The organism is Marinobacter bohaiensis (genome assembly GCF_003258515.1).
Taxonomy (GTDB): domain Bacteria; phylum Pseudomonadota; class Gammaproteobacteria; order Pseudomonadales; family Oleiphilaceae; genus Marinobacter_A; species Marinobacter_A bohaiensis.
The window spans coordinates 887,208-911,477 of the sequence record NZ_QGEH01000001.1; the positions used below are offsets into that span (position 1 = coordinate 887,208).

Genomic DNA, 24,270 nt, shown 5'->3' on the forward strand with positions numbered 1-24,270 from the left:
ATGCGCTTTAACGCCCGATCATGGCAAGGGCGCCGGCAATTCACAATACGGCGGGCCGGGGAAATCCACTAGGTGTGAGATGGGAGCGGGAAGCACATTGAGCCGGCAAACCCTGTACAATGCCGGCTTTTCCACGCCGGCGTCCGCTTTCGGTGGCGCCCTGTTTCTGCAGGTTTCCATGATTTCCACCGCCAACATCACCATGCAATTCGGGGCCAGGCCCCTGTTTGAGAACGTGTCCGTCAAATTCGGCAACGGCAACCGCTACGGGTTGATCGGTGCCAACGGCTGCGGCAAATCCACCTTCATGAAGATCCTCGGGGGCGATCTGGAACCCTCGGTGGGCCAGGTCATGCTCGAGCCCAACACGCGGCTGGGCAAGCTGCGCCAGGACCAGTTCGCCTACGAAGACTGCACGGTGATGGACACCGTCATCATGGGCCACGAGGAACTCTGGCACGTGAAGGCCGAGCGTGACCGCATCTATTCGCTGCCGGAAATGAGCGAGGAAGACGGCATGGCCGTGGCGGACCTGGAAGTCCAGTTCGCGGAGATGGACGGCTACACCGCCGAAGCCCGCGCCGGCGAACTGCTGCTGGGCCTGGATATTCCCATGGATCAGCACAACGGGCCGATGAGCGCCCTGGCGCCGGGCTGGAAGCTGCGTGTGCTGCTGGCGCAGGCGCTGTTCTCCGATCCCGACGTGCTGCTGCTGGACGAGCCCACCAACCACCTGGACATCAACACCATCCGCTGGCTGGAGAGCATCCTGGTGGCGCGGGACAGCACCATGATCATCATTTCCCACGACCGCCACTTCCTCAACAGCGTCTGCACCCACATGGCGGACCTGGATTACGGCGAGCTGCGCCTGTTCCCGGGCAACTACGACGAGTACATGACCGCGGCCACCCAGGCGCGCGAGCGCATGCTGGCGGACAACGCCAAGAAGAAGGCGCAGATCGCCGAACTGCAGCAGTTCGTCAGCCGCTTCTCCGCCAATGCCTCCAAGGCCAAGCAGGCCACCTCCCGCGCCCGCCAGATCGACAAGATCCAGCTGGAAGAGGTCAAGCCGTCCAGCCGGGTCAGCCCGTTCATCCGCTTCGAGCAGGAAAAGAAGCTGCACCGCCAGGCCGTCACCCTGAAGGATCTGACCAAGGGCTTTGACGACACGCAGCTGTTCTCCAAGCTCAACCTGCAGGTCGAGGCTGGCGAGCGCGTGGCGATCATCGGCCCCAACGGCATCGGCAAGACCACCCTGCTGCAGTGCCTGGCCGGCAAGCTGACGCTGGACGACGGCGAGGTGAAATGGACCGACAGCGCCCAGGTGGGCTACTTCGCCCAGGATCACGCCGCTGACTTTGCTGAGGACGTGACGCTCACCGAATGGATGGCCCAGTGGACCGATGGCGGCGATCAACTGGTGCGGGGCACCCTGGGCCGGATGCTGTTCTCCGGCGACGATATCGGCAAGTCGGTGAAGGTGATTTCCGGGGGAGAGGAAGGCCGTATGCTGTTCGGCAAGCTGATCCTGCAGCGGCCCAACGTGCTGCTGATGGACGAGCCCACCAACCACCTGGACATGGAATCCATCGAAGCCCTGAACCTGGCGCTGGAGAACTATCCGGGCACGCTGATCTTTGTCAGCCACGACCGGGAATTCGTGTCCTCACTGGCGACCCGCATCGTGGAACTGCGCGCCGACGGCGTGACCGACTTCAGCGGCAGCTACGACGACTACCTGCGTAGCCAGGGCGTCTACTGAGGGGGATCGGAGCGGCGCGCTAGAGCGTGCCGCCGGTCTCGATGCGATAGCTCAGGTCGATGATGCGCTCGCCCACGTCCGCGCCCTGCAGACGGGCCAGCAGCGTCTCGGCCGCGCGCCGGCCGATGGCTTCCCGAGGAGTGACCACACTGGCCAGGCGTGGCGTCATGACCTGACCCACGTCGTGGCCGTGGAAACCGGCGATGGCCATGCGCCCGGGCACGTCGATCTGGCGGCGTTGGCATTCGAAGAAGGCACCGATGGCCACGTCGTCGTTGGTGCAGAAGATGCCGTCGGCGTCCGGATAGTCCCGCAGAACGTCCCCCATCAGGGTCGCCCCGACCGTGAACGACGAGCGCTGTTCGAAGCGCAGGATCACCGGCTCCAGACCGTGTTCCGTCATGGCGCGGGTGTAGCCTTCCTGACGCTGGATGGTCCGTGTATCCAGCCGCACCCCCAGATAGACCACCTGTTTCCGGCCGCGCCGGATCATCTCGCAGACCATGTCGTAGGCGGCCTGCACGTTGTCGAAGCCGACCGCCTGTTCGATGGGCGGCAGGTGGGTATCCATGACCTCGATCGTGGGAATGCCGGCGGTTTCCAGCATGCGCCGGGAGCGCTGGGTGTGCTGGCTTTCCGACAGCACCACCGCGTCCACGTTGTAGGACAGCAGCGAGGCCAGGCTGCGTTCTTCCACGTCCGGGCTGTAGCCGTAGTGGGACAGCATCAGGTGGTAACCGGCCGGCTCCGTCACGCTCTCGATGCCCTTGATCACGTCCGCGAACACCTGGTTGGTCAGTGACGGCAGCAGTACGCCGATGGCCCGGCTGGTGGCCTTGGAGAGAATGTCCGGCGCCCGGTTGGGGATGTAGCCCAGTTCCTCGGCCACTGCGAAGATGCGCTCGCGCATGGGCTCGGAGACATTGTCCGCGCCGCGCAGGCAACGGCTGACCGTCATCTTGGTTGCGCCGACCCGGTCGGCGATGTCCTGCAGTGTGGGGCGTCTTTTCTTGGGCATTGTCGTCACGTCCTGTTCGGGCGGCGCCTATGATATGCGTTATCTCTCGGATTGAAAGCCGGTGGGGCCGGTTCGACCGGGACCGCCTGAGGCCAGGGATGGCCTCAGGCGAGCGTACAGGGACGTATTTACAGCGTGTCCCGGGTGAACCGGACCCGCCGGCTATTCCCGGGGGTCAGTCCCGTTCGGCGATGGCCTCCTGGCACTGTCTCAGAATTGCCTCCGGCGTCTGGTCGATGTCCACCACGATGGCCTCGTCGGCACCGGGCTCCTCCAGCGCGGCGAACTGGCTTTCCAACATCGCCTGGCCGTTGAAGTAGTGATCCTGGCGCCGGGAATGGCGCGACCAGATGGTGTCGAAGTCGCCCTTGAGGTAGACGAACTGCAGCGCCGGATCGCCGGCCCGCAGCTGGTCCCGGTAGACCCGCTTGAGGGCCGAGCAGGCCAGCACCAGGCCGTCGTTGTCGCGGATCAGCGCCGCCAGATCCGACAGCCACTCGCGACGGTCGTCGTCGTTCAGCGGAATGCCGTTGGCCATCTTTTTCACGTTGGCCGGGCTGTGATAGTCGTCGGCGTCGAAGAACGGCACCCCGAGCTGCTGGCCCAGTCGTTGACCGACCAGGCTCTTGCCACTGCCCGAGACGCCCATCACGACGATCTTGGGATGTGTCATCTTACTGCCACCATAGAGCCAGTTGCGGGAAGGCGATCAGCAGACCCAGTGCCAGCACCTGCAGGGCAATGAACGGCAGCAGGGAACGGAAAATCTCGCCCAGTGAAATGTCCGGCGGCGTGACCGTCTTCAGGTAGAACGCGGCCGGGCCGAACGGCGGTGACAGGAACGACACCTGCATGTTCATGCAGAACACCACGCCGAACCAGATCGGGCTGTAGCCCAGCTCGGTGACGATCGGCACGAAGATCGGCATGGTCAGCAGGGCCACGCCCACCCAGTCCAGGAACATGCCCAGCACCAGCAGGATCAGCATCATGAACAGGATGGTCATCAGGCCATCGCCGCCGCTCACGGTGAACACCATGTCGCGCACGAAGTCGATGCCGCCCATCAGGTTGTAGACGCCCACCAGCGCGGTGGCGCCGATGCCGATCCAGATGATCATGCCGCATACCCGCAGGGTGCTGATGGTGGCCTTGCGCACCATCGCCAGGTTCAGCTCGCCGCGGATCGCGGTGGAAATCGCAATGCCCAGCACGCCCAGCGCGGAGGCCTCGGTGACCGACGCCACGCCGCCATAGATGCTGCCCAGCACCACGACCACCGACAGGATCGGGAAGAACAGCGCCTTGAAGAAATTGGGCGCCGGCGTCTCCGGCTCGTCGGAATCGGACGGCACCGGGGCCATCTGCGGATTGAGCCAGACGCGGATCAGCACGTAGCCCATGTAGAACAGCGCCAGGATCAGGGCCGGCAGGAAGGCGCCCTTGAACAGCTCGCCGATGGACACGTTGGCGGTCAGGCCGTAGATGATCAGCACGATGCTGGGCGGCAGCATGGTGCCCAGTGCGCCGCCGGCACAGGTGGTGCCGATGGCCAGGCGCCGGTCGTAGCCCAGGCGCAGCATCTGCGGCAGGGCGAGGATGCCCAGCAGCACGGTTTCACCGCCGATGACGCCGGACATGGACGCCAGGATGATGGCCACGATCAGGGTCTGGATGGCAACGCCGCCACGCAGCTTGCGGCCCACGCGGGCCATGGCGTCGAACAGGTCCTTGGCGATGCCCGAGTGATCCAGTAACGACGCCATCAACACGAACATCGGCACCGCCAGGAACACGTAGGAGCCGATAAACGAATAGAGACGACTGCTGACAATCGGCAGCGCGTCGGGGCCGAACCAGCCGATGGCAAACACCAGTGCCACCAGGCCGGTGGCGAAGGCCAGCTGCATGCCGGTCAGCAGGAGCAGGACCAGCAGCACCAGCATCAGCAGGCTGCCGTAGCCGATCCCAATGGAAGCGAGTTCAAACATCAGGCATCACCTCCCTGGAACACCCGGCGCAGGTCGCGGATCAGGTGCAGGATGAATTGCAGGGTCAGCACCGCAACGGCGACCAGGATGATCACCTTGAGGTAGGCCGGGAAGGGCGGGTTCCAGGCGGAGCCGGAGGTCTCCAGTCGCCAGGCGCCCCAGGGCGCGCGTACCGCGTCCTTGGCCATGAACCAGCTGCCATAGAGCAGCATGCTGCAGAAGGCCAGGCCCAGCAGCTGGTGCAGCACGTCCAGCCAGCGCTTCACTTTGGCCGGGACCGCGTCGTAGATCAGCACCACCCGAACGTGACGGTTGGTGGCGAACGCATACAGGCCGCCCAGCACGAACAGCGTCGCGCCCATGAAGGTGACCGTTTCATGGACCCACAGGGTGGGCGAGTCGAAGAGGTAGCGGCGTGCAATCTCGTAGGCCGAGATCGCCACAATCACGGCAAAGATCAGGCTCAGCTTCTTGCCCAGCCAGACGATGCCGCGGTCAAGCCAGGTGGAGCCGATATCGGTGTCGCTGTCGTCCGGCACCAGGTCGGTGTCGGGATGATCTGCGTCCGGCGCCTGGCCCGTCGGGTGGTGTTGATCAGACATAGGAGGACTCCATACCGGCTCTCACAGGGTCGCTGCGAGAGCCGGTCAATCTCATGGGAGTTACGGGAACGTGCGGTTTACAGGAGGCCCTGGGATTCCAGGTAGCTGGTCACGGACTTGTAGACCTTCTCCGCGTTGGGAGACTGCTCAGCGTAGGTTTCCCACTGGTCGCGGGCGATGCTGCGGAACTTGCGGCGCTCCTCGGCGGACCAGTCGTGGATCGTGATGTTCGGATCCTGGCGCGCTTCCTTGACCGCTTTCAGGTCGGCCATGGCCAGCTGGGTGCTGATGTCCTGGGCGAAGTCGCGGGCGGAAACGGTCATGATCGCCTGGATGTCTTCCGGCAGCTCGTTCCACTCCTTCAGGTTCATCGCGATTTCCAGCAGCGGCAGCGAGTGGAAACCGGGGTAGACCGGGTTGTTGGCGATCTCGTTCAGACCGGCTTCCTGGTTGGTGGAAAACACCGTGTAGTCGGCCGCGTCGATCACGCCCTTGCTCAGCGCGGTGTAGACCTCGGAGCCCGGCAGGTTGACCGGGGAGGCGCCCGCGGCGGCAAAGACGGACTGCACCAGGCCTTCCGGTGCACGCATCTTCAGACCCTTGAGGTCATCCACGCCATCCAGCGGCTTCTTGGACACGAACGATTCCAGACCGGTGGCAGCACCGCCGACGAACTTCACGCCGTAGGGCTTGTAGAGCTCGTTCATCAGCTCGTAGCCACCGCCGTAGTAGATGTAGTCGATCAGCTGATCCGGGCTGGACCAGGCGCCGACGGTGTTGCCGATCAGGCCGAAGGCGGGGTCCTTGCCGGAGAAGTAACCGGTGACCGAGATATGGCCGTCGAGCACGCCCATCTTCATGGCGCCGAGGGTCTCGGTGTGGCCGACCACACTGCCCACCGGCAGGATCTCGATGTTGACGCGACCGCCGGTCATGGTTTCGACGCGCTCGGCCCATTCCTGCTGGATCTCATAGTTCTTTACGCCGGACGGATCGGACGACTGGAACTTGAAGTTGAAATCGGCTGCGTAGGTGTTGAGGGCGAAAGTGGCGGTCAGGACACCGGCCACGAGTTTCAGCGGGGACATAGTTCAGCTCCTGGGCTTTTTGTTTTTACGGTAAATGTTACCGGTAACATTTGCGGAGTCTATTGCATGGAAATTGGGCGCGCAAGGGGATTATTTGATCGTAATGACTGCCGGTGGTGCAGATGGGGAGGCGGTCTGAGTGGAAGTGGCTGGTTAGCGGGGAAATTCCCGGCCGCGTGAGCGGCCGGAGACAGAGACGAGGTCAACCGGCAGATCGGGGCGACAAACCCGAGTCCTGCGCGAAGCGAATGGGCGTCCTTGCCGGAGCGGGGACAGGGATGTCCTGATCGCCATGATGGCCAGGGACGGCCATTAATAGCCACGTAGGCAAGGGCGCCATTCGCTTCTGACTCGATAACCCCGTCTTACAGGATCGGCATTCTCCTAGGCGCTCCGGGCATGGCGCGTCATGATCAGCGCATCCAGCACCAGGAACAGGGCCAGACTGACGCCCATCACCGGCAACGCCCAGCCCAAAGCGACCGTGACCGCCAGGATCAGCAGGCGCGCCGGCAGCGGTGCCCGCAGCCAGTGGGTGGTCAGGCGTCGGGCCTGGGCCGCCCGGTGGTTGCCGGGCAGTGGGCGACGCACCCACCACATCCGGTAGCCCCACACGATCATGGTGCACAGCCCCAGCGCCAGGGCGAACATCAGCACCTGGTTGGCCACGCCGAACAGCGTCCCCATGTGGATATCGATGCCCCAGCGGGTCAGCTTGGCGGCGATCGGGAAATCCTCGAAGTTGGCCTGGTCCACGACCTCGAGCGAATAGGGATCGACGGCGACGGAGTCGACCTGCGTGGGCCAGGTCCGGTCGATTTCCCGCACCTTCCAGGCCCGGTCCGGCGCGTTGCCGGGACGGATCTCCAGCTTGCCCGCATCGATGCCCGCCGCCCGCGCGCTGGCCAGCACCTCATCGTATAACCTGTCGGCGCTGGGCTGCTGGCCCGGCTCGACCCCATTGGGCGCCGCGATCTGTGTGCTCACCCCGGGCGTGCCCCAGCCGAACGCCGCGCGCATATCGGCGATGTTGCCGCCGGCCCACCTGGACCAGGTCAGGCCCGTCACCGACAGGAACAGGAAACCCAGTAATAGCGTCAGCCCCAGCACCGCGTGGCGGGACCGGCGCCGGCCGTTGGGCGTGGCGTCCTGGGCTTTGAGACCGGGACTCCGGCGCCGCTTGCGTCGACCGATGCACCACAGGGTCAGCCCGCCCAGCGCCGCGATCCAGAGCCAGGACGCGGCCAGCTCACTGTAGATCCGGCCGGTCTCACCCAGCAGCAGGTTGCGGTGCAGGAAGTCGATCCAGATGCGCAGCGGCAGGGCGCCGCTGGTGCCGTAGACGGCCAGGTCACCGGTGGGTTCCAGCGTCACCGGATCGACAAAAATCGCCCGGTGCTGGTACTGGCCCAGGCTCGGGTCGTTGAACATCACTCGGGTGGTCAGGCCGGGTTCCGGCGCTGGCCGCACCGCGGCCAGCGTCAGATCCGCCGGCACTTCCCGGCGGGCCACAGCGATCTGCTCGGCCAGGGAGTGTGGCGTGCCGGAGGCGCTGCCATTGAGCGCATCGGCGTAGATGGCATTCTCGATCTGCGGCGAAATGGCGTAAAGACCGCCGGAAAGGGCGGCCACGAGAATGAACGGGCCGACCAGCAGGCCGACGTAAAAATGCAGCCGCAGCAGCAGCGGGTAGAACCAGCTGGCCACGCCGGAGCGGGCGTCGCTGGTGGCTTCGCCCGAATCGGGGGCGAGCGTGGAGGATTCAGACATGGATCACCTGATGGCAAATAGGCTCACGACGTCGTCCCGTCACCCGGTTCGGCAACGCGGACGGACTGTTGTTATGGCGTGGTGGTTCAGGCAATCGACGCGGGCGGGGCGCGGCTCTGGGCGAGACTGTAGCGGAGCGGGCGCGCCTGGGCGGCGCGGGTGGTCAGGGTGTCTCCCGGGCGCGCCCACAGCAGCGGTGCTGTGATCAGGGGGGCGACAAGGGAGATCGGGGAAACGTGGGTCAGCAGGACGCAGTAACCACACTCGGCGTGGTCAAACGACAGGCTATCCGAGTGATGATCATGGCCGGCGGGCATCCCCGCCATGGCGGATTCGCCGCCGTGGTGTGCCTGGCTGGCGTGGTGCTGGTGATCGCCGTGCCCGGCATGGTGCCCGGACACCAGCGCCATGGATTTGGAATAGAGCGGTGCGGCGAAGATCAGCGCCATCGCCAGCAGCGCCAGCCAGGCACCGGCGCGCTGCCGGCGCTGACCCTGCCCGGCCAGACTCAGCATTGGCGCCGGCCACCGCTCCTGTCGCATGGTCAGGCGCTCGACGGAGACGGCGGACTGAGCTGGGAGCGCAGGGCTTCGGCTTCCACGAAGATCCGCTTTGCCTGCGGGTACTCGGCCTTGATGCGGCCGTCCAGGTCGGCGATGACCCGCTCCAGGTCCGCCACGCTCTGCTGGGGGCGGAACTTCACGCTCAGGTTTACGAGGATAAAGTCCGGGCCCATGTGCATGGTCAGGCACTCGTTCACGTCGTCGATCTGCGGTGTTTCGACGGCGATCTTGCGAATGCCGGCGATCACCGACTTGTTGGCGGCCTCGCCGATCAGCAGGCCCTTGGTCTCGTAAGCCAGCCAGATGGCGGTGCCGCCCAGGATCAGGCCGATGATCACCGAGGCCACACCGTCCAGCCAGTACAGCCCGAAGGTGTCGGCCAGGAAAATACCGGCGATGGCCACCAGCAGGCCGATGATAGCGGCGGAATCCTCGAACAGCACCACGAACATGGTCGGGTCCTTCCCTCGCTGAACGGCTTCCACGTAGCCCCACTTGCCTTTCGAGCGGGAAAACTCGGTGAACGCGAAGTACCAGGCGGCGCCTTCGAACAGGATGCCCAGCCCCAGCACGATGTAGTTGATCATGGGGTTTTCGATGGGCGACGGGTTGAGGATGTGGTGCACGCCCTCGTAGATGGACACGCCGGAGCCCACGGCGAAAATCAGGATCGCCACCACGAAGCTCCAGAAATACACTTCCTTGCCGTGCCCGAAAGGGAAACGCTTGTCCGCCGGCCGTGCCGATCGCTTGAGGCCGTAGAGCAGCAACACCTGGTTGCCGGTGTCCACCAGTGAGTGCACGCCCTCGGAAAACATCGCCGAGCTGCCGGTGACCACGGCGGCCACGAACTTGGTGCAGGCGATCAGGAAATTGCCCGCCAGGGCGGCGAAAATCACTTTTTTGCTGGATCCGGCCATGGATGCCTCGGTCGTCCTTCATCGTCGATAAGTAGCGGCCAAGAATATCACAGGCGTGAAGACGCCCGGCTACGCGTTTTCCGGCGTCTTGAACTGCAGTTCCGCCAGCCGCGCGTACAGCGGGTCACTGTGGATGAGCTCCTGATGAGTACCGATGCCGTGCAGCTCCCCCTGATCCAGCACTGCGATCCGGTCGGCGTGCTTGACCGTGGCCAGCCGGTGGGCGATCACCAGGGTGGTGCGATCGGCCATTAGCTCCGGCAGCGCCTGCTGGATCAGGTGCTCGCTCTGGGCATCAAGGGCGCTGGTGGCTTCGTCCAGCAGCAGGATGGGCGCGTCCATGATCAAGGCCCGGGCGATGGCGATGCGCTGCTTCTGGCCGCCGGATAACCCCAGCCCGGCGTCCCCCAGGCGGGTGTCGTAGCCCTGGGGTAGTCCGCGGATGAACTCGTCGGCGTGGGCGACGCGGGCGGCGGCTTCCACCTCGGTGTCGCTGGCGTCCGGGCGGCCGTAGCGGATGTTGTCCGCCACCGATCCATAGAACAGCGCCGGATTCTGGGAGACCAGCGCGAAGCAGCGACGCAGCTCGGCCGGGTCCAGATCGCGGATGTCGACGCCGTCCACGCGAATGCAGCCGGCGACCGGATCGAAGAAGCGCAGCAGCAGGTCGAACAGGGTCGACTTGCCTGCGCCCGACGGCCCCACCAAAGCCAGCGTCTGCCCCGCCGGAATCGCCAGATCCATGCCCCGGATGACCTCGACATCCGGCCGTCCCGGGTAGGCGAATCGCACCTGCTCCAGATCGATGCGCCCTTGCACCGGGCGTGGCAGGGGTTCCGGCTGCAGCGGCGGCGGGGTGATCTCGCTTTCCGTCTGCAGCAGCTCGACGATCCGCGCCGCGGCCCCGGCGGCCCGCTGCAGCTCGCCGATCACCTCGCTGAGCGAGCCGACCGATCCACCCACGATCATGCTGTAGAACACAAAGGCAGCCAGCTCGCCGCCGGAGATTTCGCCGGCGATCACGTCCTGGCCGCCGACCCAGATCATGATGCCCACGGCACCCAGGATCAGCAGGATCACCACCGCGATCAGCCAGGCGCGTTGGCGGATGCGTTGACGGGCGACGTCGAAGGCCTGTTCCACCACCTCGCCGAAGCGGGCCTGGTCCTGGGGCTGATGGTTGTAGGCCTGGACGATCTTGATCTGGCCCAGGATCTCGCCCACGTAGCTGCCCACGTCCGCCACCCGGTCCTGGCTCTGGCGCGACAGGCGCCGCACCCGCCGCCCGAAAATCAGGATCGGCGCGACCACTAACGGCACCGCCAGCATGACGATGCTGGTCAGCTTGGCGTTGGTGACGAACAGCAGGATGATGCCGCCAATCAGCATGAACAGGTTGCGCAGGGCCACCGAGATGGTGGAGCCGATCACCGATTGCAGCACAGTGGTATCGGTGGTCAGGCGCGACTGGATTTCCAGGCCGCGGTTGGTTTCGAAGAAGCCGGGGTGCAGGTCGATCAGGTGGTTGAACACCTGCTTGCGGATGTCCGCCACCACCCGCTCACCGATCCAGGACACCAGGTAGAAACGCGCGAAGGTGCCCACCGCCAGGCAGCCGATGAGCACGAAGAACAATAGCACCGTCTGGTTGAGCAGTTCCGGCGAGCCGGTGACGAAACCCTGGTCCACCAGCAGCCGGATGCCCTGGCCCAGGGACAGGGTGATGCCGGCGGTGAACACCAGGGCAGTAAAGGCACCGATCAGCGCCTTGCGGTAGGGGGCGACAAAGTCGATGGCCAGTTGCAGGGCCTTGCGGCGGTCCGAACGCATGGTGGGCTCGCAGTCAGGAGAATGGAACGAGTATAGGGTACGTGCGCCGGACGGTAACGGGCCAACCTCAGGGTCAGCCCGTTGTCTTCGATTGTTTGGGGGAACGGAACACCAGCAGCAGCGGAATCGACGCCAGCGTCACCCATGCCATCAGGCGAAAGTCGTTGAGATAGCTGATGGCGCCGGCCTGGGCGGTGACCATGTCATTGAGCAGACTCAGCCCGGTTGTGCTGTCCCGGGCGATGCCCCCGGGCAGCGTCAACGCGTCGAACGCCGGGCGGAACGGGTTGAGGTATTCGCCGAGGGTGGCGTGGTTGATCTGCGTGTTGCGTGCCACCAGGGTCACCATCACCGAGATGCCGATGGAGCTGCCGATGTTGCGCATCAGGCTGAACATGGCGGTCGCTTCGGTGCGGTAACGGGGCTGCAGGGTGGCGAAGGTGATGGTGCTCAGGGGCACGAACACCAGGCCCAGCCCCATGCCCTGGACAATGCCGGTCACCACCAGGCGCAGCACGGATACCTCGGTGTTGAAGTTGGCCATCTCGAACAGGCTCGCCGTGATCAGGATCAGCCCGGTCAGGATCAGCAGGCGGATGTCCACCCGGTTCACCAGACGGCCCACCAGCATCATCGAGAACATGCTGCCCAGCCCACGTGGCGCCAGCACCAGGCCGGTCATGATCACCGGATAGTTCATCAGGTTCTGCAGGAACGGAGGCAGCAATGACAGCGTCGCCAGCAGGATGATGCCGACAATGAAGATGAACACCAGCCCCGTGGCCAGGTTGCGGTCCCGGAACAGGCCCGGTTCCACGAACGGCTCGCGGTGGGTGAACATGTGCACCAGGAACATCAGGAAGGCGCAGGCGGCCACGGCGGTCTCGATCTGGATCTCCAGGGACGAGAACCAGTCCTCGCTCTGGCCCCGGTCCAGCAGCAGCTGCAGCGCGCCGATGGCGATCCCCAGCAGGGCAAAGCCGAACAGGTCGAAGCGGCGCTTCATGCGCTCGGTTTCCGGCACGAACGCGAGGATGCCCAGCAGCGACAGGATGCCGAAGGGCAGGTTGATGAAGAACACCCAGCGCCAGTTCAGATACTCGGTGAGGTAGCCACCCAGGGTCGGCCCCAGGATCGGTCCGACCATCACGCCCATGCCCCACATGGCCATGGCGGAACCGTGCTTTTCCTTGGGGTAGGTGTCCAGCAATACCGCCTGGGACAGCGGCACCAGGCCGGCGCCGAAGATGCCCTGGAGCAGGCGGAACAGCACGATCTCCTCCAGGTTGGCGGCGATCCCGCACAGCACCGAGGCGAGGGTAAAGCCGATCACCGACACGATAAACAGGCGCCGCCGGCCCAGTCGTCCCGACAGGAAACCGGTCAGTGGCGTGGCGATGGCGGCGGCCACGATGTAGGACGTCAGCACCCAGGAAATCTGTTCCTCGGTGGCCGACATGCTGCCTTTCATGTTGGGCAGGGCCACGTTGGCGATGGTGGTGTCCAGCGCCTGCATGATCGTCGCCAACATGATGGAGATGGTAATCCAGCCCCGTTTCAGGCCGCCCTCGTCGGCGGCCGGGGTCGCCGTGGCGGTGGTCATTCAGTCGGGCTCTCGGCCGCGTTGGCTTCACCGACCAGGCCCCGCAGCCAGCCGACCAGCGGCAGGTCGGAGGTGGGGTAGCCCGTGTCGATGTCGACAACGGTACTCATGCCCGCGCGCAGGCCGTCGTCCGGTCCGGCGTCGTCAAAACGGATGCGCACCGGGATACGCTGGACCACCTTGACCCAGTTGCCGGTGGCGTTCTGGGCCGGCAGCACCGAGAACTCGGCGCCGGTGGCCTGGGCGATGCTGGCCACGTGGCCGTGGAATTCCCGGTCGGGGTAGGTGTCCACTTCGATGTTGACCGACTGCCCCGGGTGCACGCGGGTGAGGGCGGTTTCCTTGAAGTTGGCGTCGATCCACAGATCGCCGTTGCCCACCAGGCTCATCAGTGGCGAGCTGACGGTGGCGTAGGCACCGGGGTCCGGTGTGTTGGCGGCGATGCCGTCGAACGGGGCGGTGATGCGGGTGTGGGCCAGGTCCAGTCGGGCCTGCTCCAGGCTGGCGGCGGCGGCCTGATAGTCCGGGTATTGCTCCACCGGCAGGTTCAGGTCGCCACCCAGGCTGGCGGCGATGCGTTTCAGCTCGCGTTTGTTGGCATCGCGCTGGCGCACGGCGGAGGTGTAATCGTGCTGGTACTGGGACAGCTCCGATTGCGACGCCAGATTGCGTTTGGCCAGGGCCTGCTGGCGCGCCAGTTCGCGCTTGGCGAAGTCGACGTCTTCTTCGGTTTTGGCGAGCTGCTCCTGGGCGGTGGCGTAGCTGGCCTTGAGACTGTTGATGGCATTGGCGGCCTGCCTGAGTTGCGCTTCGGCGCGGGCGACTTCGATCCGGTACGGCGCCGGATCGATCTGCAGCATCAGATCGCCCTGGCTGACCGCTTCGTTGTCGTCGACCAGCACGCGGGTGATCGGGCCGCTCACCTGGGGTGCGATGTTCACCAGCGGTGAGCCGATGTAGGCGTTTTCGGTGGATACGTAGCGTCCACCAAAGAGGCTGATCAGCCCGCCGACGACAACGGCGGTCAGCGGAATGCCGATCAGCAGGACACGCCGGATTTTCGATGTCCGGGCCGGCTGTGGCGCGGGCTCGGACGCCTGGTCGGTATTGCTCATGGGTGTTGTCTCCACTGTCTTTATGTCGGGCAGCTGTATGCCGGGCAGGCGGTGCGATGGATGCGTCCTGCTGTCGTCTGTTGCGTCCGCAAAGGGCCTATGGCGGCGGCCGGTTGCGCTGGAATCGCAGGAAGGGTCCCATGTCTTCTTGGGGGTGTTGGCGGAACTCCTTCGGGATCGAAACTATATAGGTTGCTAACTATGTAGAACGAGACATCCCGTGGGAATAGCGGAATTCCCGACGGCATTGCCTGATGAATTGGGCTCTATTGACCCAAAGCCATCGCCGGGGGCTGTCGAGGTTAAGACATGGACCCGGGTGGCCAGCTAGAGCATGATACGCAGCTGTTCCGGAATTAGTTGGAAGTCGACCGGTTTGAGTTGAGATGGATCAAGATCGACGTCTCAAGGGTTGTCCTGGCGGTCGACGATTAGGCTGGAGAGCGTCAGCGACTGGGCGTATCGTCGAGGTTAGGGACGGTTCTGTCCGATAAGGGAAACAAAATCATGACAACGGTTGTCGGGATTTACCTGTTTGATGATGTGGAGCTGCTGGACTTTGCCGGGCCCTACGAAGTGTTCACCACCGCGTCGCGGGTCTATCGACGTGAGCATCCGGTGGGGCCGGAGCCTTTCTCGGTGATGACCGTGTCCCAGCACGATGAGCCGGTCCGTGTCCGGGCGGGGCTCAAGGTCAACGCGGATTGCACCATCGCCGATCACCCGGACATCGATCTGCTGCTGGTGCCGGGCGGCGTGGTGACCGAGGAGTTGGAGAAGGCCTCGGTGATCCGCTGGATCGAGGCAACCGCCGACCAGGCCAACCTGACGGCGTCGGTCTGCACCGGCGCTTTCCTGCTGGCGGCCGCCGGGTTGCTCAATGGCCGCACCGCCACCACCCACTGGGAGGATATGGACGACCTGCGCCACCAGTTCCCGGCCATCAAGGTGCTGCCGGGCCGGCGCTGGATCGACCAGGGCGACGTCATCTCTTCGGGCGGCATCTCCGCCGGCATCGATATGAGCCTGCACATCGTCGAGCGCATCGCCGGACGCGAGCTGGCGCTGAAAACCGCTCGGCAGATGGAATTCAACTGGACGGAAAATGGCTGACAACCCCCCGATCGCAACCACGCCGGAGCCGCCTTACTATGCGGTGATATTCACCTCGCTGCGCACCGCTGGCGACGAAGGCTACGGTGAGATGGCCCAGGCCATGGTGGCGCTGGCGTCGCAGCAGCCGGGTTTTCTCGGTGTCGAGTCCGCCCGGGAGGATGTGGGCATCACCGTGTCCTACTGGTCCGACCTGGACTCGATCCGCGACTGGAAGCGCCAGGCTGACCATCGCCTGGCCCAGCGGCTGGGGCGTGAGCGCTGGTACCAGGAATACACCGTGCGCATCGCCCGGGTGGAACGGGCCTACGCATTCGCGATGGATACGGAGGTGCCGGATGGCGTTCTGGCTGGTCAAGAGTGAACCGGACGAGTGCGGCATCGATGACTTTGCCGCCGATCCCGAAAAACGGATTCCCTGGGATGGCGTGCGCAACTACCAGGCGCGTAACTTCCTGGCGTCGATGGCGCCCGGCGATCGCGTACTGCTCTATCACTCCAGTTGCAAACTGATCGGCGTGGCGGGCGTCGTCCGCGTGGTGAGTGAGCCCTATCCCGACCGGCTCCAGTTCGATCCGGAATCGGATTACTACGACCCCAAAAGCCCGCAGGACAAGCCGCGCTGGCAGGCGGTGGACATGGTCTTCGAGCAACGCTTCCAACACGTGATTCCGCTCAAGGCGTTGAAGGAGGCGTCGGAACTGTCGGAGATGCCGCTGGTGCAGCGCGGAGCGCGGTTGTCGGTGATGCCCGTGACCGAGGCCCAGTGGCGCCACATCCTGTCAATGGCCGACTGACCGGGTTTAACCGGCGGGTGCCCTTTCAGCGATCCGGCATTCGGTGAATCCGATTGACGTCGGCCTTCGTAGAGGTTTGCTGGAGCGTGGCCGGTTCCCGCTGCGCGCTTCCGCAGACAAATGCACACGGCATGGACGCGTTGTTGGAGTCCTGACTCTATGAGTTCGTCGGAGAACAAGCCGATCCAGTCCCGCAAACCTTCCCAGGAACGCAGCCGGCAGCGGGTCGCGCAGATGATGGCCGCGGCCGAGGCGCTGTTGCTTGAGAATGGCCCGGAGCAACTGTCTATCCCTGAGGTGGCCAAGGCATCCGGATTGAGCCGCTCGTCGGTCTATCAGTTCTTCCCCAGCAAGTACGCCCTGCTGCTGGCCCTGACCGCCCGGCACCTGGACACGGTTGCCCAGCAGTTGGCCCGGCTGCTGGATCTGGTGGGGGACGTCAGCGTCGACGATATGCTGGGTTCGGCGTTGCGGGTGGTGGCGGACTATTACAACGAGCACCGGGCGGCGCGGATCCTGATCCTCGGTGGCCCCATGAGCCGTGAAGGTTTCCAGTCCCTCGAATTCAACCACCAGGATATCGGCAAACACCTGCGCTACTGGCTTGAGCGGCACCAGCCGGACGTGCGCCCGCCCACCGAGCCGGACGTCATGACCCTGGCGGTGGACATCGGTGCGGCCTGTCTGCGCCACGGCTACTTCCGCGAGGATCTGATCAGCGACGCCATCGTGGAGCAGGCGCGCCGGGCCATGCTGGCCTATTTGCGCTCGGTGGCCGCCGTTCGCTAGCCGGTTGCCCGGTCCCGAATGCCCTTACAGCCACCCCGGCGATACCGCCCGCAGCCAATCCACCAGCCACGGCAGGAACACCGACGTGGCGAACGCCGACAGCGCCATGGCCAGCCCGGAGAAGGCACCCATCATGGGGCTGATCTGGAACGCCCGGGCGGTGCCGATGCCGTGGGCCGCCACGCCCATGGCGATACCGCGCACGCTGTCATCGCGAATCCGCAGGGAAGCGAACAGCCGCGTGCCGATCAGCGCGCCGATGATGCCGGTGACCACCACCAGCACCGCCGTCAGCGAGGGAATGCCACCGATCTCGTCCGAGATACCCATCGCCACCGGCGCGGTCACCGACTTGGGCGCCAGTGACAGCTGGGTTTCCGGGGAGGCGCCGAAGGCCCAGGCGATGATGATGGAGCTCGCCGCGCCGACGATCACCCCGATCAGCAGCGCCACGATGACCGGCACCAGCACCGCCCGTAGCCGGGAGAACTGCTGGTACAGCGGGATCGCCAGCGCCACGGTGGCCGGTCCCAACAGGAAGTGGACGAACTGGGCGCCGTCGAAGTAGGTCTGGTAGCTGGTGCCGGTGAGCTTGAGGAACAGGATCAGCGCCAGGATGGCGGTGATCACCGGGTTCAGCAGCGGGTTGCTGTTGCAGCGCAGGTAAAGACGGTGCGCGAGAAGATAGGCCACCAGCGTGAGCGTCAGTCCCAGCAGCGGCGAGGCGGACAGGTACACCCAGATGCGGGTCAGGTCGGTCTCAGCCATCGTTGCCTTCCTTCCTGGCCAGCAGTCGCTGGGTGGCGACCATCGCACCGGCGGTGGCCGCCATGGTGATTGCGGTACTCAGCACCAGCGCCAGGGCAATCGGCAGCCACTCGTCGAGGATCCGGCTGAAGTACACCATCATTCCCACGCCGGCGGGGATGAACAGCAGCGATAAGTGGCTGAGCAGCCCCCGGGCGGCGGTGTCCATCGATGGGTCCACCTTGCCGCGCAGCAGCAGCGACAGGAACAGCAGGAGCATGCCCATCACCGGTCCGGGAATGGGCAGATCGAACAGGCGGACGATCACTTCGCCCACCAACTGGTAGACCAGCAGGATGGTGATGCCGTTGAGGAATTGCATGGGGTCTCGCAATGCAGGATGTCAAAACGTGCGCGGGACGCTGGTCCCGTACGGTTAATGAAAGCATTGCTGACCGGGAAAGTCACCCCGTCTGCATGAGGTGGACAGACGGGGCGGGTGGTTACATGGCTCGGCAACCCGTTGGAAGCGGTTTGCCTTCATAGCAGCTTGCTATCGGCGGCAGTATCAGTCGCGGTCGACTTCGATCACGCCCAGGTCACTGCGCTGCAGGGTGATCTCCAGCTCATGGCCCTGCTCGTCGCGGCCTTCCAGTTGGATGCGGTCGTGGTCCTCGTGCAGGTCCATTTCCTCGATCTGTGCCAGCCCTTCGCCACGGGCCACCTCAGCGGCTTCACGCACACGTTCGGCGTCGAGCCCACGAGGGCCGTTGTCACGCCGTTCACGCTTCTCGTGGCGGGCTTCGCCGTCCCGGCTGAATTCCACCTTGGTGCGCCACTGGTTGTCGAGCCAGCCTTCCAGCTCGAAGCCGTGCCGATCGTCCAGGTCGATTTCCTCGTAGTGGGTGAACCCGTGGGCGGAGCCGGCGGCGAGCGCGTCGTCCAGATTGACGGATGCGCCGGTGGAAGCGTTGGCGGCGAAGGCGGCGGGGGCCACGAGGCTGGCCAGGGTGGTGCCGAGAATGAGGTTGCGAATGGTCATGTGGCTACTCCTTGAGTTGATTGAAGCGTGTTGATTGAATCGTGTCGGTTGATTCGGTCGTGGCCATCCGTCGGGGAGGCCATGGCATACTGTTGTACCGGAAGCGGCCTGACCCGGGGCTGAGCGATCCGTTCATGTTCCGTTCATCTCGCGTTTGCCACACTTGTTGGCATGAGGATCAGACTGATGACAAAACAGCTCGCGTTGATGATGGCCGTGCCCCTGCTTTTGCTGGGATGGACTGCGGGTCTGCATGCCGATGATGATGAGTGGCGCCGCCTGCACCGGGAGGTCGAGGCTGGCCGTGTGCAGCCTCTGCAATCCGTGCTCGACCACCTGGAAGAACGCTACCGGGGCCAGGTGGTGGAAGTGGAGTTCGAACGCGACGACGGCGAATCCATCTACGAGATCGAGATGCTGGGGCCGGATGGCCAGATCGTCGAGTTCGAGGTGGATGCCGCCACGGGCGAGGTGATCGGCATCGAAGGGCGCGGCATCGAGAGCATGGAGCGTCGATGAAAGTATTGCTGATCGAGGACGACCAGGCGCTGGCGGGGACGCTGGCGAGGTCACTGCGCGAGGCCGAGGTGCTGGTGGAAACGGCAGCCAGCGGTGGCGACGGCGATTTCCTTCTCAAGACCGAGCGCTACGACGTGGTCATCCTGGACCTGGGGCTGCCCGACGGCAATGGGACCCACTGGCTGGCGCGCTGGCGGGATGAGGGCATCGACCTGCCGGTGCTGGTGCTCACCGCCCGCGAGCGCTGGTCCGACAAGGCCGCCGGCTTTTCCGCCGGCGCTGACGATTACGTCACCAAACCTTTCGAGACGGCCGAGGTGCTGTTCCGCCTGCGGGCCCTGGTGCGGCGCAGTCACGGCCATGCCCATCCGGTGCTCAGTATCGGCGATCTGGCCTACGACACCCACGTGGGGCAGGTTACCCTGGCCGGGATGCCGGTCTCGCTGACCGCCCAGGAAACCCGGCTGCTGGGCTACCTGATGCATGCCGCGCCGCGGCTTGTCAGCCGGATCGAGCTGGCCGAGCACGTCTACGACCGGGACCAGGAACCCGACTCCAACGTCATCGACGTGCAGATCAGCCGGCTGCGCCGCAAGCTGGGCAGTCACCGTATCGAAACCGTGCGGGGCCAGGGCTATCGCATCCTGGGCGGCGAATGACGCCGGCCCCGCGCAGTCTCTCGATCAACACCCGCCTGCTGGTGGCCGCACTGGTGCTGGTCCTGTTGGCGCTGCCGCTGGCCGGTGTGTTGCTGCGCTATAACTTCGAGCAGTCGGTCACCACCGCCTTCGACCAGCGCCTGCGTTCGCTGCTCAACGTACTGGTGGCGGGGGTGGAATACGACCCGGCCAGCGGTGATCTGTCGATGGCGCGCAGCCTGGGGGATCCGCGCTTCGAGCAGGTGTTCTCCGGCTGGTACTGGCAGGTGTCGGACGGCAACGGTTTGGCTCTGACGTCCCGCTCCCTGTGGGACCAGCGACTGGCCACGGCGGATCGCTCCGGCCTGCACATCGGTGATCGCAACGGTCCCCGGAACCAGCGTCTGCGGGTCGTCGAGCGGGACGTCGAACTGCCCAACCTGCCTGCCACCCTGCACCTGGCGGTGGCGGCCAGCCGCGAAGATCTGGACGCCGAAGTCACCCGCTTCGGCCGTCTGCTGTGGTGGTCCCTGGCCGGCCTGGGGGGATTGTTGCTGGCGGGGTTGGCCCTGCAGATCCGCTGGGGGCTGTCGCCGCTGCGCCGCATCCACGCCAATCTGCGGCGGGTGGAAACCGGCGAGGACGAACGTCTGGAAACTGGCTTTGCCACCGAACTCAACGACCTGGCCGAGGCCATGAACGGGGTACTGGAGCGTGACCGCCAGTTGATCGAGCGCGGTCGCACCGCGGCCGGCAACCTGGCCCACGCCCTGAAGACGCCGAGTTCGGTACTGCGCGCCTACTGCGAACGTCTGCCGGAATCTGAGGCCCGACCGTTACTGACGGAACTGGACCGCCTCGATGCGGCGGTCCGGCACCATCTGGCGCGGGCGTCGGCGGCGGGCGGCGCGTCCCTCTCCCGGGTGGCCCGGGTGGATGAGACCCTGGCGCCAGTCTTGACCGGGATCGGTCGCATGGCGGAGCGGCAGGGCCTGGCCTGTCGAGCCGCGCCGATGCCGCAGGGTCGGGTTCGTATGGACCCGCAGGACCTGCAGGAAATTGCCGGAAACCTGCTGGAAAATGCCCTGAAATGGGCAAGTTCTGCGCTTTTTTTCAGGGTCTCGCTGAAGGAAGAGCGGTTGACGATGCGGGTGGCCGACGACGGCCCGGGAATGACACCGGAGCAGTGCGCCGAGGCGCTGGAGCGGGGGCGACGGCTGGATGAGTCGCGTGCTGGTTCCGGCCTTGGGCTGGCGATTGTCACCGAACTGGTGGCGCTGTATGGCGGCGATGTGCAACTCGGTCGCGCCGACGAAGGTGGCCTGCAGGTTGAGGTCTCCCTGCCGGTCGCCCGGGGCAACCCGGGCCCGGAGGGACGGCGCCTGTCAGCGGATTGAGCGGACCGGCGCAGGTGTCCGGTCGTTGACCAGGATGCCTCAGTCGTCGTCCAGATGGTGGGGCGGGCAGTGGAATTCTTCCACCACAGTACCGTCGTCGACGCTCTCCAGATGCACATCGAACCCCCACAGCCGGTGAGTGTGACGCAGCACTTCGCTGGTGCTCTCGCCCAGGGGGATACCGTCGGCCGGCACGTGGCGCAGGGTCAGCGAACGATCGCCGCGCAGGTCCACGTTCCACACCTGGATGTTGGGCTCGCGGTAGCTCAGGTTGTACTGGCGCGCCAGCTTCTCCCGCAGGGCGCGGTAGCCCATCTCGTCGTGGATCGCGGTGATGCGGTAGACGTCCTCATCCTCCTCGCTGGAAATGGCGAACAGTTTGAGATCCCGCATCACCTTGGGTGACAGGAACTGCTGGATGAAGCTCTCATCCTTGAAGTTCCTCATGGCGAAATGCAGGGTTTCCACCCAGTCGGAGCCGGCGATGTCCGGGAACCAGGCGCGATCCTCGTCCGTCGGCTCCTCGCAGATCCGGCGCAGGTCCGTGTAGATGGAAAAGCCCAGGGTGTACGGGTTGATGCCCGAATACCACGGGCTGTCGAACGGCGGTTGATAGATCACCGCCGTGTGGCTCTGCAGGAATTCCAGCATGAAGCCGTCGGTCACCAGACCTTTCTCGTACATCCGGTGCAGCAGGGTGTAGTGCCAGAAGCTGGCCCAGCCCTCGTTCATCACCTGGGTCTGGCGCTGGGGATAGAAGTACTGGCCCAGTTTGCGCACGATACGGATCAGCTCGCGCTGCCAGGGTTCCAGCAGCGGCGCGTTTTTCTCGATGAAGTAGAGCAGGTTCTCCTGCGGGTCTGCCGGGTAGCGGCTGCGCTTGCGCTCGTCGCTGTCTTCTTCGGCGCCCATGCGGGGAATGGTGCGCCAGAGGTCGTTGATCTGGCGCTGCATGTACTCTTCGCGCTCCTTCTGACGGCGCTGCTCCTCGGCCGCGGAGATGGGGGAGGGGCGCTTGTAGCGGTCCACGCCGTAGTTCATCAGGGCGTGGCAGGAATCCAGGATCTGTTCCACCGCATCCAGGCCGTGGCGCTCTTCGCACTCGGCCACGTAGTGCCGGGCGAAGACCAGATAGTCGATGATGGCGCTGGCGTCGGTCCAGGTGCGGAACAGGTAGTTGCCCTTGAAGAAGGAGTTGTGACCGTAGCAGGCGTGGGCGATCACCAGCGCCTGCATGGGCAGGGTGTTCTCTTCCATCAGGTAGGCAATGCAGGGATCGGAGTTGATCACGATCTCGTAGGCCAGCCCCATCTGCCCGCGCTTATAGCCCTTGGAGGTGTTCAGGAACTGCTTGCCGAACGACCAGTGGTGGTAGCCCACCGGCATTCCCACCGAGCTGTAGGCGTCCATCATCTGCTCGGCGCTGATCACCTCGATCTGGTTGGGGTAGGTGTCCAGGCCGAATTCCTCGGCGCATCGGGCGATTTCGTCGTTGTATTGCCGGATCAGGTCGAACGTCCACTCCGATGTGGTGGAGATCGGCTGCCGGGTTTCTGGCGGTCTGTCGACGGTTCCGGTCATGCGGCTTTCCTCTCGAACAACTGGCGGAAGACCGGGTAGATGTCGCCCGGGTCCGCGATCTGCTGCATGGCAAAGCTGTTGGGGTCCTGCTCCAGGATCTTCTCGTACTCGTACCAGAGCATCTGGTGATCCTGGGGCGTGATCTCGACATAGGCGTAGTACTGCACCAGCGGCAGGATCTGGTCGGCCAGGATCTTGCCGCAGATGGGCGAATCGTCGTTCCAGTTATCGCCGTCCGAGGCCTGGGCGGCGTAGATGTTCCACTCCGAGGGCGAGTAGCGGGCGTCGACGATCTGCTTCATCAGCTTGAGCGCGCTGGACACGATGGTGCCGCCCGTTTCCCGGGAGTAGAAGAACTCTTCCTCGTCCACTTCCTTGGCGCTGGTGTGGTGGCGGATAAACACCACCTCGATGCGCTTGTAGTTCTTCTTCAGGAACAGGTACAGCAGGATGAAGAAGCGCTTGGCGATGTCCTTGTGCACCTGCGTCATCGAGCCGGACACGTCCATCAGGCAGAACATCACCGCACTGGTGGCCGGCTTGGGCTTCTTCACATGCTGGCGATAGCGCAGGTCGATTTCGTCGATCCAGGGGATGCGGCGCAGATTGCCTTTCAGGCGTTTGATCTCCGCTTCCAGGGCGTCGATCTGGTCCTGTGGGCTGAACGCCGGATCCGGTTCGTGCGGATGGGCCTTGAGCTCGGCCAGTTGCGCTTCCAGCTCCCGCAGCTTGCGCTTGCGGGCGCCGCCCAGACCCAGTCGGCGAGCGTGGGCGCCGCGCAGGGAGCGCACCACGTCCAGCTTGGCGGGGATGCCCTGGGACGTGAAGCCGGCTCGTTCGTACTTGAAGGCCTCGGTGTCCTTGAGTTTCTTGCGGGCCAGGTTGGGCAGTTCCAGGTCGTCGAACAGGAAATCCAGGAATTCGTCCTGGGTGATCTGGAAGGCGAATTCGTCCATGCCTTCCCCGTCCGGGCTGGCGCCGCCCTGGCCCTGGCCGCCACCGCCGCCCTGGGGTTTGGGCACGGTGTCGCCGGCGACGAATTCCTTGTTGCCGGGATGCACTATTTCCCGGTGTCCGCCCTGGCCGTGGTGGAATATGGGTTCGTCGATGTCTTTCGAAGGAATACTGACGTTTTCGCCGCGCTCGATGTCGGTGATTGAGCGGCGCTGGACCGCGTCCGCCACCGCCTTCTTGATGTGATGGCGGTAGCGGCGCAGGAAGCGTTCGCGGTTCACGGCGCTCTTGTTCTTGCCGTTCAGGCGGCGGTCGACGATATGGGTCATCCCCATAAATATCTCCAGTTGTCGGTGGAGGTCGCCCTGGCCACATGAATTGCGGCGTTGCGCGGTGCGCACCAGCTCACCTACCCGGCAGGTATGCCT

Annotated in this window: 24 protein-coding genes; 8 read left to right on the forward strand and 16 right to left on the reverse strand. The window is 64.8% G+C overall.

What is annotated here, in order from left to right; translation table 11 throughout:
• The first annotated feature begins 178 nt into the window (after positions 1–178).
• Entirely contained in the window at positions 179–1,765 is a 1,587-nt protein-coding gene (locus tag DKK67_RS03955) for an ABC-F family ATPase (protein ID WP_111496757.1), read from the forward strand.
• A 19-nt stretch (positions 1,766–1,784) separates the two neighbouring features.
• Here DKK67_RS03955 and gntR read toward each other — a convergent pair whose 3' ends face one another.
• The 11 genes from gntR to DKK67_RS04010 form a co-directional block, all read right to left on the reverse strand.
• Positions 1,785–2,783, reverse strand: a complete 999-nt coding sequence (gntR, locus tag DKK67_RS03960) for a gluconate operon transcriptional repressor GntR (RefSeq protein WP_111494602.1) — start codon at positions 2,781–2,783, stop codon at positions 1,785–1,787.
• Positions 2,784–2,958: 175 nt separating this feature from the next.
• A complete protein-coding gene (locus DKK67_RS03965) occupies positions 2,959–3,456 on the reverse strand; it encodes a gluconokinase (protein ID WP_111494604.1) in 498 nt (165 codons plus the stop codon).
• 1 nt (position 3,457) lies between these two features.
• Positions 3,458–4,774, reverse strand: coding sequence for a TRAP transporter large permease (locus tag DKK67_RS03970; RefSeq protein WP_111494606.1), 1,317 nt, complete (start codon positions 4,772–4,774; stop codon positions 3,458–3,460).
• Positions 4,774–5,376 carry a TRAP transporter small permease subunit gene (locus DKK67_RS03975; RefSeq protein WP_111494608.1) on the reverse strand — a complete coding sequence of 201 codons (603 nt, stop codon included), beginning with the start codon at positions 5,374–5,376 and terminating at the stop codon, positions 4,774–4,776. Before DKK67_RS03975 ends, DKK67_RS03970 begins: the two co-directional genes overlap by 1 nt.
• A 77-nt stretch (positions 5,377–5,453) precedes the next feature.
• The gene (locus DKK67_RS03980) at positions 5,454–6,464 is read right to left on the reverse strand and encodes a TRAP transporter substrate-binding protein (RefSeq protein WP_111494610.1); all 1,011 of its coding nucleotides are present in this window, start codon (positions 6,462–6,464) and stop codon (positions 5,454–5,456) included.
• Between the two features lie 384 nt (positions 6,465–6,848).
• The gene (locus tag DKK67_RS03985) at positions 6,849–8,234 is read right to left on the reverse strand and encodes a PepSY-associated TM helix domain-containing protein (RefSeq protein ID WP_111494612.1); all 1,386 of its coding nucleotides are present in this window, start codon (positions 8,232–8,234) and stop codon (positions 6,849–6,851) included.
• 86 nt (positions 8,235–8,320) lie between these two features.
• Positions 8,321–8,749, reverse strand: coding sequence for a DUF2946 domain-containing protein (locus DKK67_RS03990; protein ID WP_162628733.1), 429 nt, complete (start codon positions 8,747–8,749; stop codon positions 8,321–8,323).
• Between the two features lie 29 nt (positions 8,750–8,778).
• Positions 8,779–9,717: a cation diffusion facilitator family transporter gene (locus DKK67_RS03995; RefSeq protein WP_111494616.1), complete on the reverse strand. Its 939-nt coding sequence runs from the start codon at positions 9,715–9,717 to the stop codon at positions 8,779–8,781.
• Between the two features lie 69 nt (positions 9,718–9,786).
• Positions 9,787–11,547 carry an ABC transporter transmembrane domain-containing protein gene (locus tag DKK67_RS04000; protein ID WP_111494618.1) on the reverse strand — a complete coding sequence of 587 codons (1,761 nt, stop codon included), beginning with the start codon at positions 11,545–11,547 and terminating at the stop codon, positions 9,787–9,789.
• 73 nt (positions 11,548–11,620) lie between these two features.
• Entirely contained in the window at positions 11,621–13,150 is a 1,530-nt protein-coding gene (locus tag DKK67_RS04005; RefSeq protein ID WP_111494620.1) for a DHA2 family efflux MFS transporter permease subunit, read from the reverse strand.
• On the reverse strand, positions 13,147–14,265 hold the full coding sequence (locus DKK67_RS04010; RefSeq protein WP_111494622.1) for an HlyD family secretion protein: 1,119 nt from the start codon (positions 14,263–14,265) through the stop codon (positions 13,147–13,149). Before DKK67_RS04010 ends, DKK67_RS04005 begins: the two co-directional genes overlap by 4 nt.
• 507 nt (positions 14,266–14,772) lie before the next feature.
• On the opposite strand from DKK67_RS04010, the gene DKK67_RS04015 reads away from it, so the two are divergent.
• From DKK67_RS04015 to DKK67_RS04030, 4 genes are all read left to right on the forward strand, one after another.
• Complete coding sequence (locus DKK67_RS04015) at positions 14,773–15,378, forward strand: DJ-1/PfpI family protein (RefSeq protein ID WP_111494624.1); 606 nt, start codon at positions 14,773–14,775, stop codon at positions 15,376–15,378.
• Complete coding sequence (locus tag DKK67_RS04020) at positions 15,371–15,742, forward strand: antibiotic biosynthesis monooxygenase family protein (RefSeq protein WP_111494626.1); 372 nt, start codon at positions 15,371–15,373, stop codon at positions 15,740–15,742. Before DKK67_RS04015 ends, DKK67_RS04020 begins: the two co-directional genes overlap by 8 nt.
• On the forward strand, positions 15,717–16,175 hold the full coding sequence (locus DKK67_RS04025) for an EVE domain-containing protein (RefSeq protein WP_111494628.1): 459 nt from the start codon (positions 15,717–15,719) through the stop codon (positions 16,173–16,175). The genes DKK67_RS04020 and DKK67_RS04025 overlap by 26 nt, the downstream gene beginning before the upstream one ends.
• A 159-nt stretch (positions 16,176–16,334) precedes the next feature.
• Complete coding sequence (locus DKK67_RS04030; protein ID WP_162628734.1) at positions 16,335–16,964, forward strand: TetR/AcrR family transcriptional regulator; 630 nt, start codon at positions 16,335–16,337, stop codon at positions 16,962–16,964.
• Between the two features lie 24 nt (positions 16,965–16,988).
• Here the strand turns inward: DKK67_RS04030 and DKK67_RS04035 are convergent, their stop codons facing one another.
• From DKK67_RS04035 to DKK67_RS04045, 3 genes are all read right to left on the reverse strand, one after another.
• Positions 16,989–17,732, reverse strand: a complete 744-nt coding sequence (locus tag DKK67_RS04035) for an LrgB family protein (RefSeq protein ID WP_111494632.1) — start codon at positions 17,730–17,732, stop codon at positions 16,989–16,991.
• Complete coding sequence (locus DKK67_RS04040) at positions 17,725–18,093, reverse strand: CidA/LrgA family protein (RefSeq protein WP_111494634.1); 369 nt, start codon at positions 18,091–18,093, stop codon at positions 17,725–17,727. The genes DKK67_RS04035 and DKK67_RS04040 overlap by 8 nt, the downstream gene beginning before the upstream one ends.
• Before the next feature lie 186 nt (positions 18,094–18,279).
• Entirely contained in the window at positions 18,280–18,753 is a 474-nt protein-coding gene (locus tag DKK67_RS04045) for a PepSY domain-containing protein (protein WP_111494636.1), read from the reverse strand.
• A gap of 186 nt (positions 18,754–18,939) precedes the next feature.
• On the opposite strand from DKK67_RS04045, the gene DKK67_RS04050 reads away from it, so the two are divergent.
• Genes DKK67_RS04050 through DKK67_RS04060 form a run of 3 tightly spaced genes read left to right on the forward strand, consistent with a single transcriptional unit; the run spans position 18,940 to position 21,307 of the window.
• Positions 18,940–19,272, forward strand: coding sequence for a PepSY domain-containing protein (locus DKK67_RS04050; RefSeq protein ID WP_228160506.1), 333 nt, complete (start codon positions 18,940–18,942; stop codon positions 19,270–19,272).
• Positions 19,269–19,931: a winged helix-turn-helix domain-containing protein gene (locus DKK67_RS04055; RefSeq protein ID WP_111494640.1), complete on the forward strand. Its 663-nt coding sequence runs from the start codon at positions 19,269–19,271 to the stop codon at positions 19,929–19,931. Before DKK67_RS04050 ends, DKK67_RS04055 begins: the two co-directional genes overlap by 4 nt.
• Positions 19,928–21,307, forward strand: coding sequence for a sensor histidine kinase (locus DKK67_RS04060; protein WP_111494642.1), 1,380 nt, complete (start codon positions 19,928–19,930; stop codon positions 21,305–21,307). The genes DKK67_RS04055 and DKK67_RS04060 overlap by 4 nt, the downstream gene beginning before the upstream one ends.
• Before the next feature lie 39 nt (positions 21,308–21,346).
• Here DKK67_RS04060 and DKK67_RS04065 read toward each other — a convergent pair whose 3' ends face one another.
• Complete coding sequence (locus DKK67_RS04065) at positions 21,347–22,888, reverse strand: SpoVR family protein (RefSeq protein WP_111494644.1); 1,542 nt, start codon at positions 22,886–22,888, stop codon at positions 21,347–21,349.
• Positions 22,885–24,171, reverse strand: a complete 1,287-nt coding sequence (locus DKK67_RS04070; protein ID WP_204355797.1) for a YeaH/YhbH family protein — start codon at positions 24,169–24,171, stop codon at positions 22,885–22,887. Before DKK67_RS04070 ends, DKK67_RS04065 begins: the two co-directional genes overlap by 4 nt.
• Positions 24,172–24,270 lie beyond the last annotated feature (99 nt).